The 17,154-nt window shown below is 69.7% G+C and carries 13 protein-coding genes, 1 tRNA gene and 1 pseudogene; 6 read left to right on the plus strand and 9 right to left on the minus strand.

The window, feature by feature from the left end; genetic code table 11:
* From AAH991_RS17215 to AAH991_RS17225, 3 genes are all read right to left on the minus strand, one after another.
* On the minus strand, positions 1–1,100 hold a 1,100-nt coding region (locus tag AAH991_RS17215), incomplete at its 3' end, for a trypsin-like serine peptidase (RefSeq protein ID WP_346226849.1).
* A 935-nt stretch (positions 1,101–2,035) separates the two neighbouring features.
* Positions 2,036–3,850: a trypsin-like serine peptidase gene (locus tag AAH991_RS17220; protein WP_346226850.1), complete on the minus strand. Its 1,815-nt coding sequence runs from the start codon at positions 3,848–3,850 to the stop codon at positions 2,036–2,038.
* Positions 3,851–4,276: 426 nt separating this feature from the next.
* Positions 4,277–4,801, minus strand: a complete 525-nt coding sequence (locus AAH991_RS17225; protein ID WP_346226851.1) for a MarR family winged helix-turn-helix transcriptional regulator — start codon at positions 4,799–4,801, stop codon at positions 4,277–4,279.
* A gap of 82 nt (positions 4,802–4,883) precedes the next feature.
* Here AAH991_RS17225 and AAH991_RS17230 point away from each other — a divergent pair, with 82 nt between their 5' ends.
* Positions 4,884–5,630: a trans-aconitate 2-methyltransferase gene (locus AAH991_RS17230; protein ID WP_346227018.1), complete on the plus strand. Its 747-nt coding sequence runs from the start codon at positions 4,884–4,886 to the stop codon at positions 5,628–5,630.
* A 59-nt stretch (positions 5,631–5,689) separates the two neighbouring features.
* Positions 5,690–7,156 carry a CYTH and CHAD domain-containing protein gene (locus AAH991_RS17235; RefSeq protein ID WP_346226852.1) on the plus strand — a complete coding sequence of 489 codons (1,467 nt, stop codon included), beginning with the start codon at positions 5,690–5,692 and terminating at the stop codon, positions 7,154–7,156.
* 252 nt (positions 7,157–7,408) lie between these two features.
* Here the strand turns inward: AAH991_RS17235 and AAH991_RS17240 are convergent, their stop codons facing one another.
* From AAH991_RS17240 to AAH991_RS17260, 6 genes and pseudogenes are all read right to left on the minus strand, one after another.
* Positions 7,409–8,389 (minus strand): NUDIX hydrolase, encoded by a 981-nt coding sequence (locus AAH991_RS17240; RefSeq protein WP_346226853.1) that lies wholly within the window; start codon positions 8,387–8,389, stop codon positions 7,409–7,411.
* 11 nt (positions 8,390–8,400) lie between these two features.
* Positions 8,401–10,497, minus strand: coding sequence for an RNA degradosome polyphosphate kinase (locus AAH991_RS17245; RefSeq protein WP_346226854.1), 2,097 nt, complete (start codon positions 10,495–10,497; stop codon positions 8,401–8,403).
* Positions 10,498–10,683: 186 nt separating this feature from the next.
* On the minus strand, positions 10,684–11,700 hold the full coding sequence (locus tag AAH991_RS17250) for a TetR/AcrR family transcriptional regulator (protein ID WP_346227019.1): 1,017 nt from the start codon (positions 11,698–11,700) through the stop codon (positions 10,684–10,686).
* 292 nt (positions 11,701–11,992) lie between these two features.
* Positions 11,993–12,931, minus strand: coding sequence for an acyl-CoA desaturase (locus tag AAH991_RS17255; RefSeq protein WP_346226855.1), 939 nt, complete (start codon positions 12,929–12,931; stop codon positions 11,993–11,995).
* 280 nt (positions 12,932–13,211) lie between these two features.
* Positions 13,212–13,343, minus strand: a complete 132-nt coding sequence (locus AAH991_RS40630; RefSeq protein ID WP_507185150.1) for a hypothetical protein — start codon at positions 13,341–13,343, stop codon at positions 13,212–13,214.
* Between the two features lie 16 nt (positions 13,344–13,359).
* Positions 13,360–13,506: pseudogene (locus AAH991_RS17260) on the minus strand (DNA-binding transcriptional regulator); the annotation flags it as partial.
* 14 nt (positions 13,507–13,520) lie between these two features.
* On the opposite strand from AAH991_RS17260, the gene AAH991_RS17265 reads away from it, so the two are divergent.
* From AAH991_RS17265 to AAH991_RS17280, 4 genes are all read left to right on the plus strand, one after another.
* Positions 13,521–14,012: a hypothetical protein gene (locus tag AAH991_RS17265; RefSeq protein ID WP_346226856.1), complete on the plus strand. Its 492-nt coding sequence runs from the start codon at positions 13,521–13,523 to the stop codon at positions 14,010–14,012.
* A 179-nt stretch (positions 14,013–14,191) separates the two neighbouring features.
* Positions 14,192–14,262, plus strand: a tRNA-Gln gene (locus AAH991_RS17270).
* Positions 14,263–14,426: 164 nt separating this feature from the next.
* Positions 14,427–15,896 carry a bifunctional UDP-N-acetylglucosamine diphosphorylase/glucosamine-1-phosphate N-acetyltransferase GlmU gene (gene glmU, locus AAH991_RS17275; RefSeq protein ID WP_346226857.1) on the plus strand — a complete coding sequence of 490 codons (1,470 nt, stop codon included), beginning with the start codon at positions 14,427–14,429 and terminating at the stop codon, positions 15,894–15,896.
* A gap of 259 nt (positions 15,897–16,155) precedes the next feature.
* Positions 16,156–17,133: a ribose-phosphate diphosphokinase gene (locus AAH991_RS17280; RefSeq protein WP_346226858.1), complete on the plus strand. Its 978-nt coding sequence runs from the start codon at positions 16,156–16,158 to the stop codon at positions 17,131–17,133.
* Positions 17,134–17,154 lie beyond the last annotated feature (21 nt).

A 17,154-nucleotide genomic window follows, 5' to 3' on the forward strand; every position in this document is an offset into this window, starting at 1 on the left:
GCACCCAGGGTGCCGACGTCCTTCAGCGCGATGTCGACGAGGTGACCACGGAGCCTGTAGTCGACGTCGAAGTTGCCCCAGTAGGTCGCCTTGTACCAGCCGTTGTCCTTGGCGAAGTAGAAGGCCTTGCCGTCGGCCGACCAGCCGCCGTTGCCGAACTCCTCCTTGGAGACCCGGGTGACCTCGGTGCCCCACGTCCTGTCCTGGTAGGTGGACGTGCCGTGCTCCTTGGCCTGGTTCTCCAGGGTGGCCTGGTTCGCCGGGACGTTGCCGCCGAGCTGAGCCTTGGTGGCGGGGGCCTTCTGCGAGTCCGGCGTGTGGAGGCGGACGCGCTTGGTGTAGTCCACCACGGGCACGATCTTGCCCGCGAAGCCGGTGCTCTTGAGCTCCAGCTCCTTCTGGGCCTTCTCGGCCTCGGCCTTGGTCTCGAACGTGCGGTTGTCCACCCAGTTCTTGACCTTGTCCACCGACGCGCCGGTGACCTGGACGCCGTTGTAGACCGTCACGAACGCGTAGTCGCGGTCGCCGTCCTCGTACACGTCGAAGTCGTAGTGGGTGTACGCGGTCTTACCGACGTAGATGCCCCACGGGGTCTTGCCCTGGTAGTAACCCGGGATGAACACCCACTTGTCGAGGGTGTTCTTGTTGCTCACCGTGTCGTAGACGCAGTGACCCGCGGTGGCGACCAGGTTCTTCCACTGGCTCTGGACAGCGGTCGCGGAGCACCAGTGCGGCTTGCCGTCGCCACCGATGAAGAACACCTTGCCGGTGGTCTTCGGCAGGTTGACGTTCTTCAGGTTGCTCGTGGTGGCCTTCTGGTCACCGCTCGAGCCCACCACGCCGGCCTTGCTGTCGGCCGAGGCGCCACCGGTCGACACGTGCTTGGACGGCACGGTCGTCTCGACGTTGTACGGCGTGGCGTTGATCAGGTTGGCCTTGGCCTGGCCGTACCAGAACGCGGCGACCTGCTTGGCGGCGAAGTTCGTGTTGGCCAGGTTAACGGGCGGGGCGACGTCGGTGTCGGCCTGAGCCGGCGCGGCGACGGCGGCAGCGGCCAGCAGGCCCGCCGCGATCCCGCCCAGAGCGAGGGTGCGCTTCATGGATTTCTCCCAGGTCTGTCGTGGGACGCCACTTGCGCCCCATCCGTCAGTGAAGGATCGAGAAGAAAGCTATAGGAGAGTTTCGTGAGGTGTAAGAGCATTCGCGGCCTCCGCCCGGGTGCCGGCGGCACCCCCGTCACGCCGTGCGGACGCGTTTTGCCTGATCATTTACGTCGTGCATCAATCTTCCTGACGGCGCCGTTCAGCCTCGAATGTGAGCTAAATCACAGGTTTGAATGAAACCGGCAGCGCGGGGATCGCGTCCAAATCGGCCCGTCGGTGGAGGTGGGCAGCGGACGTGGGGGACGTTGCCGCGATGACGGGCTTTGGCCTGTTTCGAGGGCTTATGTCGCAGGTCAGGTGCCATTCGGCCGTGTCGCGGAGCCGGCCTCGCACGTCCGGCACGGGCCGCTCCCGCCGTCCCGACGCCTCCGCGTACGCCGCTGATCCACGGAATCTCACGGGCGGACATCTCGTCGCGCTCGCCGGTACGGAGACGTCGGCCGCGGCAGAGAATTTGGACCGGTCCGAACAAACGCCATTGGTTATTGCATCGGTCCAATCGGTATTCAGCCGCGTCCCGATTCATCGGCAGCGAAGTCCATGACCGCCTTGGTCAAGGCCGGAGGGAGAGGAAAGCGGGCCTACCGCGGCTGCGCGCGGCAATTCAGGTGGCCGGATCCGGGCGTGGCACAGCCCTCAAGGCCGGCCGTACGGCCCTCAGAGGGGGCTCTGGCGGCCGTCTTGGGCGGCCGGGGCGCACGGGGAGACACCGACGCGTGCGGTGGGACCCGGATCACGCGGATGACAGCGGCTCGCGGCGCGCAGGAGACCGCAGAGGAGACGGCGCGTCCGGGGAGTCTCCGGAAAAAACGAAAGGGCCCGGATGGACAAGCCATCCGGGCCCTTCCTGACGCCGTCAGGAGTCAGAACACTCAGACGATGCGGCCGGAGTGGAACTTCGCGGCGTACTGGTAGACGGCCAGGGTCTCACCGTCGAAGTACGGCGAGATGCTGGTGTCGATGCGGCTGTTGCCGTCCACGTCGCCCAGGCCGATGGTCACACCGTTCAGGTAACCGAGGCGCTTGGCGCTGCTGTAGCGGAACAGCCAGGACGAGCCGATCGAGCCCTCGCCCGTGAACGAGGTCTTGACCCCGACGAGCTCCTCGCCCTTGACGGACGGGACGCTCACCTTGAAGGTCTTGCCGTACGCCCACTTGAGGGTCTGGCCGGTGAAGGCGTAGTTGCCGTCCGGGTGCGACCCGCTCGGGTAACCGAACACGAAGACGTTCGTGCCGATCTTCTGGTTGTAGGCCAGGCCCTGACCGCCGACGTTGTCGCCGAGACGCCCCACGTCCTTCAGGGTGATCTTCAGCGTGCCGTGCGGCTTGTGGTCGTTGCGGACCGACTTCGCCCAGAACGTCCGGGCGTAGTACTTGTACTTCGGCCGGTGGTTGTTGTCGTCGCAGTGGTCCTTGCCGCCGCGCCCGCGCTCGTTGTCGCCCCCGAAGTTGCTGCGGGGACCACGGTCGTCGTCGCACCAGTCCGGCTTGCCGGTCGGCTTGCCGGTCGGGGTGGCACTCGGCGACGGGGACGGGGAGGCCGAGGCCGACGGCGAGGGGCTCGGCGAAGGCGTGGCGGACGGCGAGGGGGAGGGGGTGTGCCCGGGGCGGCCCCTGTCCCCGTCGTTGCCGCCGACCTTCAGGAGGGTGACGTCGTCCGCGGCAGCCCTGGGGCCGTGACCCGGTCCGCCGTGGCCGTGGTCGTCGCGGTCCCAGACCTTCTTGCGGAAGTACAGCGTCTTGCCGTCGCCGCTCTCGTAGGAGTCGAAACGGCTGTTGTACTGGCGCTCGCTGATCTCGCGGGTCTCGACGCCCGTGCCCTTGGCCCAGGGGCCGTTGCCGGTGAGGTCCCTGCCCCTGTTCAGGGCCTTGAACTCGTCCACGGACAGACGCTTGACGTACGAGCGGTCGTCGTGACCGCGTCCACGGTGGTCGTCGCGCCCGTGGTGGTCGTCGCGGCCGTGGTGGTCGTCGCGGCCGTGGTGGTCGTCGCGGCCGTGGTGGTCGTCGCGCCCGTGGTTGTGTCCGCGGTGGTCGTCGCGGCCGTACCGGTCGTAGCTGACGTCGGTGACCTGGACGCCGTTGTAGACCGTCACGAACGCGTAGTCGCGGTCGCCGTCCTCGTAGACGTCGTAGTCGTAGTGGGTGTAGGCGGTCTTGCCGACGTAGATGCCCCACGGGGTCTTGCCCTGGTAGTAACCCGGGATGAAGACCCACTTGTCGAGCGTGGCCTTGTTGCTCGCCGTGTCGTAGACACAGTGACCGGCGGTCGCCACCAGGTTCTTGTACCCGCTCTGCACCGAGGTGGCCGAGCACCAGTGCGGCCTGTGGTCGGCGCCGATGAAGAACACCTTGCCCACGGTGCGGGGGAGGTTGACGTTCTTCAGGTTGCCGGTGGAGGCCTTCTGGTCGCCGCTGGAGCCGACGACGCCCGCCTTGCTGCTGGCGGAGGTCCCGCCGGTCGAGACGTGCTTGGTCGGGAGCTTGGTCTCGACGTTGTACGGCGTCGCGTTGATCAGGTTGGCCCGGGCCTCGCCGAACCAGAACGCGGCCACCTGCTGCGCGGCGAAGTTGGTCTTCGCGAGGTTGATGGCCGGGATCTTGTCGTCGGCTTGGGCCGGAGAGGCGACGATTGCGGAGGCCAGGAGGCCGGCCGCGACGCCGCCGAGAGCGAGAGTGCGCTTCAAGGTGAATCTCCCTGGTCTGTCGTGGGGCGTCACTTGCGCCCCATGCGTCAGTGAAGGAACTGATGGAAGTTATAACGAAGAAAGCCTCTGAAAACAGAAATTTCAGAATTTGCTATCAGCGCCCACAGGGTCTCCACGCGCCGTCCCGGCGGCTCCGCCGTACGTCTACGGGCATCGTCTCCGCTGATCACGTAGCCATCGAGAGTCCCTCATTCGGTGGCCGTGCTGGACCGGTCCAGGGATAAATGTGAGGAAAATCACATCGAGGGGGAGTTGTGTCACTGCGGAGAGTGAAGCCAGCAAGCTGGTGACGAATAGCCGCTTACGCCGTCGAAAGCGTCAAAAGCGACAAACGGCAGAGAATGGCATTTCCGGGTCGCGAGGAGGGCGTCCGCCGGCTGTCGAGCCGGCGGAGGTGGAGCCGGCTCAGTGAGCTGTCCCGTTGGAGGTGTCGAAGGGGACCAGGAGCGTGCGCAGCAGCCCGGCGAGGGCCTGCTGCTCGTGCTGTTCGAGACCGGCCAGCAACTCGCGTTCCCGGCGCAGCAGGTCGGCGAAGGCGTCGTCCACGCGGTGCCTTCCGGCAGGGGTGAGCCGCACGAGCACGCCGCGACGGTCCTCGGGGTCGGGGCGCCGGGTGACCAGGCCGGCGGCGGCGAGCCTGTCGATGCGGTTCGTCATCGTGCCCGAGGTGACAAGAGTGGCGCGCAGCAGCGCCCCCGGGCTGAGCTCGTACGGCTCGCCCGCGCGACGCAGGGCCGTCAGCACGTCGAACTCCCATGACTCCATGTCGTGGGAGGCGAAGGCCGCGCGGCGCTCACGCTCAAGGTGCCGGCTCAACCGGGACACGCGGCTCAGCACTTCGAGAGGCGTCACGTCCAGGTCCGGGCGCTCCTGCTTCCAGGCCGCTACCAGCCGGTCCACCTCGTCCTCGGCGGGCCTCGAGAAGGTCATGGGCCGAGTTTAGCTTCTCTTGACATCGAGATATCTCCCGCGATATCGAGTATCTCGACATCAAGATAATGGAGGCGTGGACATGTGGGATCCGGAGGTCTACGGGCGCTACGCGACGGAGCGCGGCCGCCCCTTCTACGAGCTCATCGCCCGGGTGAACGCCCGATCGCCCCGGTACGTCGTCGATCTCGGCTGCGGCACCGGAGAGCTCACGGCGACCCTGTGCGATCGCTGGCCCGGCGCCCACGTGCACGGCGTCGACTCCTCGCCGGAGATGATCGCCAAGGCGCCGCCCGGGCCGACGTTCGAGACGGCCGACGTCCGCGACTGGCGCCCGCCGCGGCCGGTCGACGTGATCGTCTCGAACGCGCTCCTGCAGTGGATCCCGGAGCACCCCGACCTGCTGCGCCGGTGGAGGGGCCACCTGACCGAGGGCGGCTGGCTCGCCTTCCAGATCCCCGGCAACTTCCACGCGCCGAGCCACGCCGTCGTCCGCGAGCTGTGCCGTACGACCTGGCGGGAGGAGCTGGGCGACGTGTGGCGGGGGACGCCGGTCGGGGACCCGGCCGACTACGTGGACCTGCTCGCGGGGCTCGGCTTCGTCGTGGACGCGTGGGAGACCACGTACACCCACATCCTGCCGGGGGAGGACCCGGTGCTCGGCTGGATCAAGGGCACGGCACTGCGGCCCATGCTCGACCGGCTGCCGGCCGGGCGGCAGGCCGCCTTCCTCGCCGACTGCGCGCGTGCTCTGCGCGAGGCCTACCCGCCCAGGCCGTACGGCACGCCGTTTCCATTCCGGCGGATCTTCGTGGCCGCGCATCTTTGAAATCTGTTCACTTTCGCGTGGCAGTATGACCGCCGACCGGGACACCACAAGGGGGAACGGTGGCGCTGGAAATAGAGGACAAGTTCGACGTTCCGGAGGGTTTCGTCCTTCCCGGCCTCGGTGGCCTGCCGGGGTGCGAAGGGGTGGCCGAGCCGCTTTCCCACCGGTTGACCGCCGTCTACTTCGACACCCCCGACCTGCGGCTGGCGGCCCGGGGCGTCACCCTGCGCCGGCGGCGCGGCGGGGACGACGAGGGCTGGCATCTCAAGCTGCCCAGAACCAAGGGCGCGCGCCGGGAGATCACCCGGCCGCTCACCCGCAGCGCCAAGGTGGTGCCCGCCGAGCTGGCCGGCCTCGTGCTTGCGTACACGCGGGGCGCCCCGCTCGCGCCGGTGGCCCAGCTGGAGACCCGTCGCGGGATCACCCGGCTGCTCGGGCCGGGCGACACGGTGCTCGTGGAGATCGCCGACGATCGGGTCAAGGGCACGGTGCTCGGCGACGAGCCGGTGGTGCGGCGCTGGCGCGAGGTCGAGGCCGAGCTCAAGGAGGGCGATCGCGACCTCCTGAAGAAGGTGGCCAAGCGCCTGCGCAAGGCGGGCGCCACTCCTGCCGTCAGCGCGAGCAAGCTCGCCCGCGTCCTGGGTGACCGCATACCCGCGCCGCGGCCGGTGACCCGGCCCGAGCCCGGTTCCGCCGGGGAGGTCGTCGCCGCCTATCTCCGCGCCCACGTCGCCGCGCTGCTCGCGCGGGACCCGTACGTGCGGCTGGCCGAGGAGGACGCCGTCCACAAGGCCAGGGTCTCCTGCCGCCGTCTGCGCAGCGCGCTCAAGGCGTTCAGACGGATCGTCGCCGGCACCGAGGAGCTCCGGGAGGAGCTCAAGTGGCTCGGCGAGGTGCTGGGCGAGGCCCGCGACCTGGAGGTCCTCCGGGCCCGCTTCGCCGCCCGGCTCGACGACGTCGACCCCCGCTTCGTCACCGAGGACGCGCGCCGCAGGCTGGGGGACGACCTGCGGGCCAGGGAGCACGACGCGTACGAGCACATCCGGGCGGCCCTCGGCGGGGAGCGTTACTTCGCCCTGCTCGACGCCCTCGACGCGCTGGCCGCCGACCCGCCGCTGACGGCCATGGCGGCCAAGAAGGCGGACAAGGCGCTGCCGAAGATCGTGGACAAAGCGTGGCGCCGGGTGACCGACGCCTACGACGCGGCGCGGCGCGTTGAGGAGGGCGAGGAGCGGGAGACGGCCATGCACGAGGTGCGCAAGGCCGCCAAGCGCGCCCGCTACACGGCCGAGGCCGCCGGCATGCCCGGCCGGGCCGAGCGCGCCGAGCGGGTGCAGGAGGTGCTCGGACGGCACCAGGACGGCGTCGTCGCCCAGGGCGTGCTGCTGGAGGAGGCCGAACGGGCCAGGCAGGCGGGGGAGGACACCTTCACCTACGGCATGCTCGCCGGCATCGAGAGCGCCGAGGCCGCCCGGGCCCACGAGGAGTTCCCCGCCGTCTGGTCCCACCTCCCCCACTCCGCGTGATCTTGTAGTTTGTCGCAAGTATGGCGGGTGAGCTGCACAGAATTCCGTTGTGATCTTGCAAGCGATCAAGCTAATACTGGCTGACCTGCCCGAACGGTCCTCGTGATCTTGCAGATGCCGGCACGGTGCAAGATCAGGGAATGCATAGTCCCTGGTCAGCTCACGTCCGGCGTCGACGGCTGCATGATCACGAAGTGTTCTTCCCAAGGTCAGCGGCAGTCCCTGCGACAAATTACAAGATCACGCGGGGGGTTAGGTGGTGTAGCGCTCCAGGCTCACCACGTGCTCGCCCGCGTCGACGGCACCCGCGTTGTCGACGGCACCCGCGTTGTCGACGGCACCCGCGTTGTCGGCGGCCTCCGCTTCGTCGATGGCACCCCCGTTGCCGGCGGCACCCGCGCGGTCCACCGCCCGGTGGAGTACGGCGAAGCCGCCCTTGGCGAGGTTGCGGTCGCCCGTGCCGTACGGCGCCCGGCGGGCCATGTCCAGCAGGTCCGGCAGGACCTTGCCGTGGCTGCAGAGCACCGCGGGCTCGGGCTCGGCCAGCAGGTCGCGGACGATGCGCTCCGCCGCGCGCGGGTCGTAGCCGCTCTCCGACAGCGCCTCCTCCGTGCGCACCTCCAGCCCGTGCCGCTCGGCGTACGGCCGCAGCGTCTGGGTGCAGCGCCTGCTGTGCGAGCTGACCAGCGTGATCGGGCGGTAGGCCCCCAGCACCGTGGCCAGAATCTCGGCCTGGGCGTGTCCGTGCTGGTCCAGCGGGCGCAGGTCGTCGTCGCCCTGCCACTCCTGCCGGGAGCCCGCCAGCGCGTGCCGCAGCAGGATCAGCGGCATGGTGACGAGGGGAGCGGCGCCGACCGCACGCAGCAGGCTGCGGTCCCAGGGGTAGGTGAGGCGCCGCCTCGCCTCCTCGATCGGCAGCCAGGCGACCTCGTCGACCTCGTGCCCGTCGCCGCCGATCGCATGCTGGTACCCCGGAGCGTGGGCGAGCCAGTAGTCCACCCGCTTGAGCCGGCCGCCGCGCATGTAGTGCACGGGCGGGAGCGCGCGGCCGAGCACCACCCGCAGGCCGGTCTCCTCCCACACCTCGCGCAGGGCCGCCGCGATCACGTGCTCGCCGTGCTTGAGCTTCCCCTTGGGCAGGCTCCAGTCGCGGTACGCCGGCCGGTGGACCACGGCGACCTCCGGGTCGTCGGCGTTCCCCCGCCAGACGACCGCGCCGGCCGCCCTGATCATGCCGCCGCCCATCATTCGGCCCCGTCGTCCACGGCCCGCCAGCGGCGGCTCGCGATCAGGTGGTGCTGGAGATCCACCTCGCCCCGGTGGCGCAGCCACTTGCCGTCCGAGTGCAGCGTCCAGGCCGTGGTGGTGTCCTCGAACGCCATGTCGAGCAGGTGGGACAGATACCTGCGATGCTCCGGGCTGGCGACCTTCACCAGCGCCTCGACGCGGCGGTCGAGGTTGCGGCGCATCAGGTCGGCGCTGCCGATCCACAGCTCGGTCCGCCGGCCGCCGCCGAACTCGTAGATCCGGGAGTGTTCCAGGAACCGCCCGAGAACGCTGCGTACGCGGATCGTCTCGGACAGGCCGGGCACACCAGGACGGAGCGTGCAGATGCCGCGCACCCACAGATCGACCGGCACCCCGGCCTGCGAGGCCCGGTACAACGCGTCGATGACGGGCTCGTCCACCAGCGAGTTCGTCTTGATCCGGATCCGCGCCGCACGGCCCGCCCTGCGGTGGGCGATCTCCTGCTCGATCCGGGTGAGCAGGCCCTGCCGCAGCGAGTCGGGCGCGACCAGCAGCCTGCGGTAGTCGGACTGGTGGGAGTAGCCGGTCAGGTGGATGAACAGGTCCGTGACGTCCTCGCCCACCTGCCGGTCGGCGGTGAGCAGGCCGAAGTCCTCGTACTGCCGGGCCGTCTTGGGGTTGTAGTTGCCGGTGCCGATGTGGCAGTAGCGCCGCAGCTCGCCGCCCGCCTCCTGACGGACCACCATCGACAGCTTGCAGTGCGTCTTGAGACCGAGCACGCCGTACACGACGTGGCACCCGGCCGTCTCCAGCTTGCGCGCCCAGGAGATGTTCGCGTGCTCGTCGAACCTCGCCTTGATCTCCACCACGACCACGACCTGCTTGCCCGCCTCGGCCGCGTCGATCAGCGCGTCCACGATCGGCGAGTCGCCGCTGGTCCGGTAGAGGGTCTGCTTGATCGCCAGCACGTCCGGATCGGCCGCCGCCTCCTCCACGAACCGCTGCACGCTCGTCGCGAACGAGTCGTACGGGTGGTGGATGAGAATGTCGCGCTCGCGCAGGATGGTGAACAGGTCGTCCTCGGCGCTGATCGCCTCCGCGGGGACGAACGGCCGGTAGTGGAGCTCGGGACGGTCGAGGTCGGCGATGGCGTGCAGCCCGGTTAAGTCGAGCGGCCCGGGCAGACGGTAGATCTCGTTGCCGGCCACGCCCAGCTCGTCGACGAGCAGTTCCAGCACCTCGGGGGTGATGGTGTCCTCGACCTCCAGTCGGACCGGCGGCCCGAACCGGCGGCGCAGCAGCTCCCGCTCCAGCGCCTTCATCAGGTTCTCCGTGACGTCCTCGTCGATCTCCAGGTCCTCGTTCCTGGTCACCCGGAAGACGTGGTGCTGCACGATCTGCATGCCCTTGAACAGCTCGCCGAGGTGCGCCGCGATCACGTCCTCCAGCGGGACGAACCTGCTCGGCGAGGCGGTCACGAACCGGGGGAGCTGCGAGGGGACCTTCACCCGAGCGAACACCGTGTGGCCGTTCGCCGGGTTCCGCACCATCACGGCGAGGTTCAGGGAAAGCCCCGAGATGTACGGAAACGGGTGAGCGGGATCGACGGCCAGCGGCGTCAGCACCGGCCGGATCCGCTCACGGAAGAGCTTGCGCAGCGCCGTCCGCTCGTCCCTGGCGAGGTCGTCCCACCGGACGATCGCGATGCCCTCCTCGGCGAGCTCGGGGCAGATGCGGTCGTGGAAGACCGCCGCGTGCCTGCGCGCCAGGTCGTCGGCGACCGTCGCGATCCGCGTCAGCGCCTCGCTCGGCTTCAGCCCGCCCGGCGTCCGCAGCAGCAGGCCGGTCGCCATCCGCCGTCTGAGCCCGGCCACCCGTACGCGGAAGAACTCGTCCAGGTTGCTCGCGAAGATGGCGAGGAACCGCACACGTTCGAGCAGCGGCAGCGAGGAGTCCTCCGCCAACTCCAGGACACGCTCGTTGAACTGGAGCCAGCTCTCCTCGCGGTTGAGGAACCGATCGTTGGGCAGCGGCGCGTGCGCGGGGAGGTCGGCCTCCTCCGGCTCAGAGGCAGGGGAGCTTTGGGCGGACATATAACGAAATATGCCCTAACTCGTTGAACGGAACGTTAACTTCGTCGCAACGAAAGCGTCAGGCTATGGCGCTCGGCCGCCGTTTTCCCTGCTTGCGGCGCCCGCCGCCGGGTCTTCGTGAGCCGGCATGCCCTCGGTGGATCCGCGGGCGCCCGCCGTACGGGGGTCGTCCCGCGCGGCGGGCGGTCAGACCTCTCCCTGCTGCTGCCGTTCGAGTCCCTTGGCCCGCTCGCGCTGCAGGCGTTCCAGTTCCCTGGCCCGCTCGCGCTGGCGGCGTTCGAGCTCCTTCGCGCGCTCCCGCTGCTCGCGCTCCTGCGCCTTCTCCTGCTCGCGGCGGAGCTTGTCCTGCTCCTTCAGCTGCCGTTCGAGCTCCTTGGCGCGTTCGCGCTGCTCGCGCTCGCGTGCCTTCTCCTGCTCGCGCTGCTGGCGTTCGAGCTGCTTGGCGCGTTCGCGCTGCTCGCGCTCGCGTGCCTTCTCCTGCTCGCGGCGGAGCTTGTCCTGCTCCTTCGAGTCGCGCTCGGCGGGTCTCGCCGTACGGGTGTCCACGCTGGGGGACAGGACCAGGCCACGCGTCGCGCCGGTGAGCACCGGATTGGCGTCCAGGCCCGTCAGGCCGTTCCACGACAGGTTCACCAGATGGGCGGCGACCTCCTCGCGGCGCGGTTTGCGCACGTCGAGCCACCACTGGCCGGTGAGAGCGGTCATCCCCACGAGCATCTGGGCGTACATCGGCGCGAGCTTGGGGTCGTAGCCCCGCTCCTTGAACTCGTCCGCCAGCACGTCCTCCACCTGACTGGCGATGTCGCTGATCAGGCTGGCGAAGGTGCCCGTCCCGGACGCGGCGTGGGAGTCGCGGACCAGGATGCGGAAGCCCTCGCTGCTCTCCTCGATGTACTGGAGAAGAGCGAGCGCGGCCCGCTCCAGCTTGACGCGGGCGTGCGAGGCCGACAGGGCCTGGGTGACCAGGCTGAGCAGGCGCTGCATCTCCCGGTCGATGACGACGGCGTAGATGCCCTCCTTGCCGCCGAAGTGCTCGTACACCACGGGCTTGGACACCTTGGCGCTGGCCGCGATCTCCTCGACCGAGGTGCCGTCGAAGCCCTTGTCCGCGAACAGGGCACGGCCGACCTGGATCAGCTGCTCGCGCCGTTCCGCGCCGGTCATGCGTCTGCGGGATCGAGAGGACTCGCTCACGGGTTCCATCATGGCGGGTCGGGCGGCCCGGACCCGGCTCGGGACGGTCCCGGTTGCTGCCGGTTCGGCGGGAGTCGTCCCCGCAGGAGTCTGCCCGGCGGGAATGGCCGGAAGCGCGGGTACGGCCACCGCGGAGACGGAGGCCGTACGGATGCCGGAGCCGGCCGGCGCCGTGGGTGCGGAGGACGCCGCGGGTAAAGGAGGCACCGATGTGGGGGAAGCCGGTGAGGGGGACGTCGGTGCGAGGGTCAGGGCCGCCGTGTTCCGGAGAGCGGCCCTGCCGTCAGCGCTGACGGAGTCGTCAGGCAATGCGCTTCGCCGCCAGCCGCTCGGGAGTCGGCCAGCGCACGTCGTGAGCCCATCCGGCCTTCTCGAACCAGCGGATGAGACCCGCGCTGAGGTCGATCTGGCCCTTGAGTGCGCCGTGCCGGGCGCAGGTGGGGTCGGAGTGGTGCAGGTTGTGCCACGACTCGCCGAACGAGGGGATGGCCAGCCACCAGACGTTGCGGGACTTGTCGCGCGACTCGAACACCTCCTCGCCGAAGACGTGGCAGATGGAGTTGATCGACCAGGTGACGTGGTGCAGCAGCCCGATCCGGATCAGCGTGCCCCAGAAGAACGCGGTCAGCGCGCCCTGCCAGGACCAGGTGATCAGACCGCCGAGGGCCGGCGGGAGCAGCAGGGAGGTGATCGCCAGCGTGGGGAACCACCGGTGCAGCTTCATGATGTCCGGGTCCTTGAGCAGGTCCGGGGCGTACTTGGCGCGGTTGACGCGCTCGACCTCGAAGAGCCAGCCCACGTGGGCGTAGAGCAGGCCCTTGCACATCGACTTGAAGCCGGGCCCGAACCGCCACGGCGAGTGCGGGTCGCCCTCCTTGTCGGAGAACTTGTGGTGCTTGCGGTGGGCGGCGACCCAGTCCAGCACCGACATCTCCAGCGAGAGGCTGCCGGCGATCCCGAGCGCGATCTTCAGGGGCCGGTTGGCCTTGAACGAGCCGTGCGTGAAGTAGCGGTGGAACCCGACCGTGACCCCCAGGCCGGACACGACGTAGAAGACGCCGGCGATCGCGACGTCCGTCCAGCCGAGGCCCCATCCCCAGGCGAACGGCACCGCGACGATGACCGCGAGGATCGGAAGGCCGACGACGAGTGCGAAGACGACCAGATCGGCTTTGCTCTTGCCTTCGGGTTCGAAGTCGGGCTTCGGCTGTGGGGAGGGGCGGTCGGTTAGGACGGTCATGGGCTACCTCACGAAATGGGAAAGATTGTCTGGCTACGCAACCGTAACCTACGCCATCGTAAGTTAGGAATCCCTAAGAGCGAATGTGTGGAAGGTGACGCTCCGGGCCACATCTGGTGGCGAATCCACGCCTTGCACCAACGGTCGGCCATCTGGTAATGCCTCGTACTCGCTTCCGGCCGCGCCGTGATGCCGCGGCGTCCACCGCGACCTGCCCGCAATGCCGTCTCGATAACATCCGCAATCGCCGTATCTCGAGAGACATGCCAGGCGGCGGAGGTCATCCCGTTTCCGTGGTCCGAGGCCGGGCCGCGGCGACGAGGCGGGCGCCGAGCGCGCGGATGTGCTCGACGAGTTCGGGTGGCTCGTGCACCTCGAACGGGACGCCGAGCCGCGCGACCCGCGCGGCCAGCTCGTCGAGGGCGTTGGATCTTGGCGAGGGCGCGGAGCGAGGTCTCCTGGATGCCCGCCACGCCGGAGACGGCGGCGGTGCCCAGCCCGATGGCGACGGCGACCGCCTCGTCGTCGTCGAGCAGCAGCGGTGGGAGCCCGGCGCCGGCGCCGAGCCGGTAACCGGGGGTTCCCGCGCGTGGCTCACCCCCGCGGAGCTCGCCCGCCTCGGCCAGTACCGGGACCAGGACGGAGCGGGCTACATGATCCCCAGGCGACCCGGCCGCAGACCCTCGCGTTCGGGCTGCACGACTCGCCGGCGGCGCAACTGGCGTGGATCGCGGAGAAGTTCAAGGAGTGGACCGACCCGGCCCATGATCTGCCCGAGGACGCGGTGGACCTCGACCAGATGCTCACCGACGTGAGCATCCACTGGTTCACCCGCACCGCCGCCTCGGCCGCGCGTCTCTACAAGGAGGAACAGAAGACCTGGGGAGCTGCGGCCGAGTATTCCGCGCTGCCGCACGGTGTCGCCGTCCTCCCCGGCGATGCCGGGGTCCGGCGGATCGCCGGGCGCGAACACGACGTCGTGCACTGGTCCGAGTTCGACCGCGGCGGCCGCTTCGCCGCGATGGAGGCGCCCGACCTGCTCGTCGAGGACGTCAGGGCCTTCTTCCGCCCCCTCCGGTGAGCTTGCGCCCCCGGCCCGGCTCGCGGGGCCGGGCGGGGCGGCCGTGCGGAAGGACTGGGCGTGCCCGGGCCAGGGGGGAATCACTGGGAAAGACTGATGCTCAGTGAACGGTCGGCTCTGTATCCTGAGTGCGGATTCGGGCGGTCGCCGGAATCCGGCAAAGCGGGACGTTGTGCCCTTCCCGGGTCGTCTAGGGGCAAGACTACAGATTTTGGTTCTGTCAACGGAGGTTCGAATCCTCCCCCGGGAGCCTGTTCATCCGTCCGTCCGCGCCCCAGGGGGGCTGGTTCCCTCTTGGGGGACGGCAGGTAAGCTCACCTTGTCGAGCGGGTGACCGTGCGGTTCCTGGGTAGTGGACGCGTGGAAGCCGCAGCCGATCCCGTGTAAGCCGCGACGCCGAGGGAGCCTCAGTCCGTGAGTGTGCCGCGCCCGGCAGCCGTGATCGTCCTCGCCGCCGGCGAGGGCACCAGGATGAAATCGAAAACCCCCAAGGTCCTCCACGAGGTCTGTGGCCGTTCACTCGTGGACCACATGCTCGCCGCCGCGCGCGGCCTCGCCCCGGAGCGGCTGATCGTGGTCATCGGGCACGCGCGCGAGCAGGTCGGCGCCCATCTGGCGGCGACCGCGCCGGACGCCCGTACGGTCGTCCAGGACAAGCAGAACGGCACGGGCCACGCCGTTCGCACCGCCCTCGAAGCCGAGGGCCCGATCGACGGCACCGTCCTGGTGACGTACGGCGACACCCCGCTGCTGCGCACCGAGACCCTGGCGGCCCTGCTCGAACGGCACGCCGCCGACGGCAACGCCGTCACGGTGCTGACCGCCGTCGTCCCCGACCCGACCGGTTACGGCCGGATCGTGCGCGACGAGGACGGTGCGGTGCTGGAGATCGTCGAGGAGAAGGACGCCACACCCGGGCAGCGGGCGATCGCCGAGATGAACTCGGGCGTGTACGCCTTCGACGGCGCGCTGCTGGCCGACGGCCTGAAGCGGATCGGCGCCGCCAACGCCCAGGGCGAGGAGTACCTGACCGACGTGCTGGCCATCCTCCGCGAGGACGGCCACCGGGTGGGCGCGCACGTGGCCGCCGACCACGCCGAGGTCGAGGGCGTCAACGACCGCGTCCAGCTCGCCTTCGTCCGGCGCGTGCTCAACGACCGCATCCTGGAGGCGCACATGCGCGCCGGGGTGACCGTCGTCGACCCGGCCGGCACGTGGGTCGACGCCGGGGTCACGATCGAGCCCGACGCCGTGATCCATCCCGGCACCCAGCTGAAGGGCGCCACCCGGATCGGCGCGGGAGCGCAGGTCGGGCCGGGCACCACGCTCACCGACACGGTCGTCGGCGAGGACGCCGTCGTGCGCAACACCGTCTCCGACGGCGCCGAGATCGGCCCCGGCGCCGCCGTGGGTCCCTTCGCCTACCTGCGCCCCGGCACCGTGCTGGGCTCCACCGGCAAGATCGGCGCGTTCGTCGAGACCAAGAACGCGCGGATCGGCGAGGGCTCCAAGGTCCCCCATCTGACGTACGTCGGCGACGCGACGATCGGGGTCGGCTCCAACATCGGCGCCGCCTGTGTCTTCGTCAACTACGACGGCGTCGCCAAGCACCACACGGTCGTGGGCGACCACGTGCGTGTGGGCAGCGACAACATGCTCGTCGCCCCGGTCACGATCGGGGACGGCGCCTACACGGCCGCCGGATCGGTGATCACGTCGGACGTGCCGCCCGGGGCGATGGCGGTCGCCCGCGGCAAACAGCGCAACATCGAGGGCTGGGTGGTGCGCCGCCGCGCCGGCACCCGGTCCGCGGAGGCGGCCCTGCGGGCGACCGAAGCCCGCGACGCGGCCGCGGCGAACGGCGGAGACCCCGCCGATGACTAGTGCCGGTGATCAGTGCCGGCGATGAGGACCACCTGCGGCCCGCTTCCCCGCGGGCCGTACGGGGACAGGAAACACACGTACGAGGCGCGGTCCGACCGCGTAGCGCCGAAGGGCCAGGCCAGGAGGACACCGTGACCGACCACATCGACCGGGCGAAGGGGTTCGCGAGCCCCGGGCGAAGCGAGGGAACGGCGCCATGGCCGGCTCGGCCTCACCACGCCCGGTACGGCGAACAGGCTCGACACGCGAGGAGCGCGGCATGAGCGGCAAGAAGACGACCGGCGAGCGGAACCTGATGTTCTTCTCCGGCAGGTCCCACCCCGAGCTGGCCGAGGAGGTGGCGAACGCCCTCGGCGTCGAGATCACGCCGACCGCGCTGCGTGACTTCGCCAACGGCGAGATCTACGTGCGCTACCTGGAGTCCGTGCGCGGCTGCGACGCCTTCGTCATGCAGAGCCACACCGCGCCGATCAACCAGTGGATCATGGAACAGCTGATCATGGTGGACGCCCTCAAGCGGGCCTCCGCCAAGCGGGTCACCGTGATCATGCCGTTCTACGGCTACAGCCGCCAGGACAAGAAGGGCCGCGGCCGCGAGCCGATCACCGCCAGGCTGATGGCCGACCTGTTCAAGCAGGCGGGCGCCGACCGGATGATGTCCATCGACCTGCACACCTCGCAGATCCAGGGCTTCTTCGACGGCCCGGTGGACCACCTGTTCGCCCTGCCGGTCCTGATCAACTATCTGCGCGGCAAGCTCGACCCGGCGACCACCACGATCGTCTCTCCCGACACCGGCCGCGTACGGCTGGCCGAGCGCTGGTCCGACAGCCTGGGCACGCCGGTGGCGTTCATCCACAAGCGGCGTGACCTCGACGTGGCCAACCAGGTGAAGGTGCACGAGGTGGTCGGCAAGGTGCGCGGCAGGACCTGTGTGCTGATCGACGACATGATCGACACGGGCGGCTCGATCTGCAAGGCGGCCGACGCGCTGTACGAGCACGGCGCGACCGACGTCATCGTCGCCGCCACGCACGCCATCTTCTCCGACCCGGCCGTGGACCGGCTGAAGAACTCCCGCATCTCCGAGGTGGTCGTGACCAACACGCTGCCCATCCCGGAGGAGAAGAGGTTCGACAGCCTCACGGTCCTGTCGATCGCCCCGCTGATCGCCAGGGCCATCACCGAGGTCTTCACCGACGGCTCCGTCACCAGCCTCTTCGAAGGCGACAGCTGAACCGCGCCCCGGGCCCCCGGC

This window comes from Microbispora sp. ZYX-F-249, assembly GCF_039649665.1.
GTDB lineage: Bacteria > Actinomycetota > Actinomycetes > Streptosporangiales > Streptosporangiaceae > Microbispora > Microbispora maris.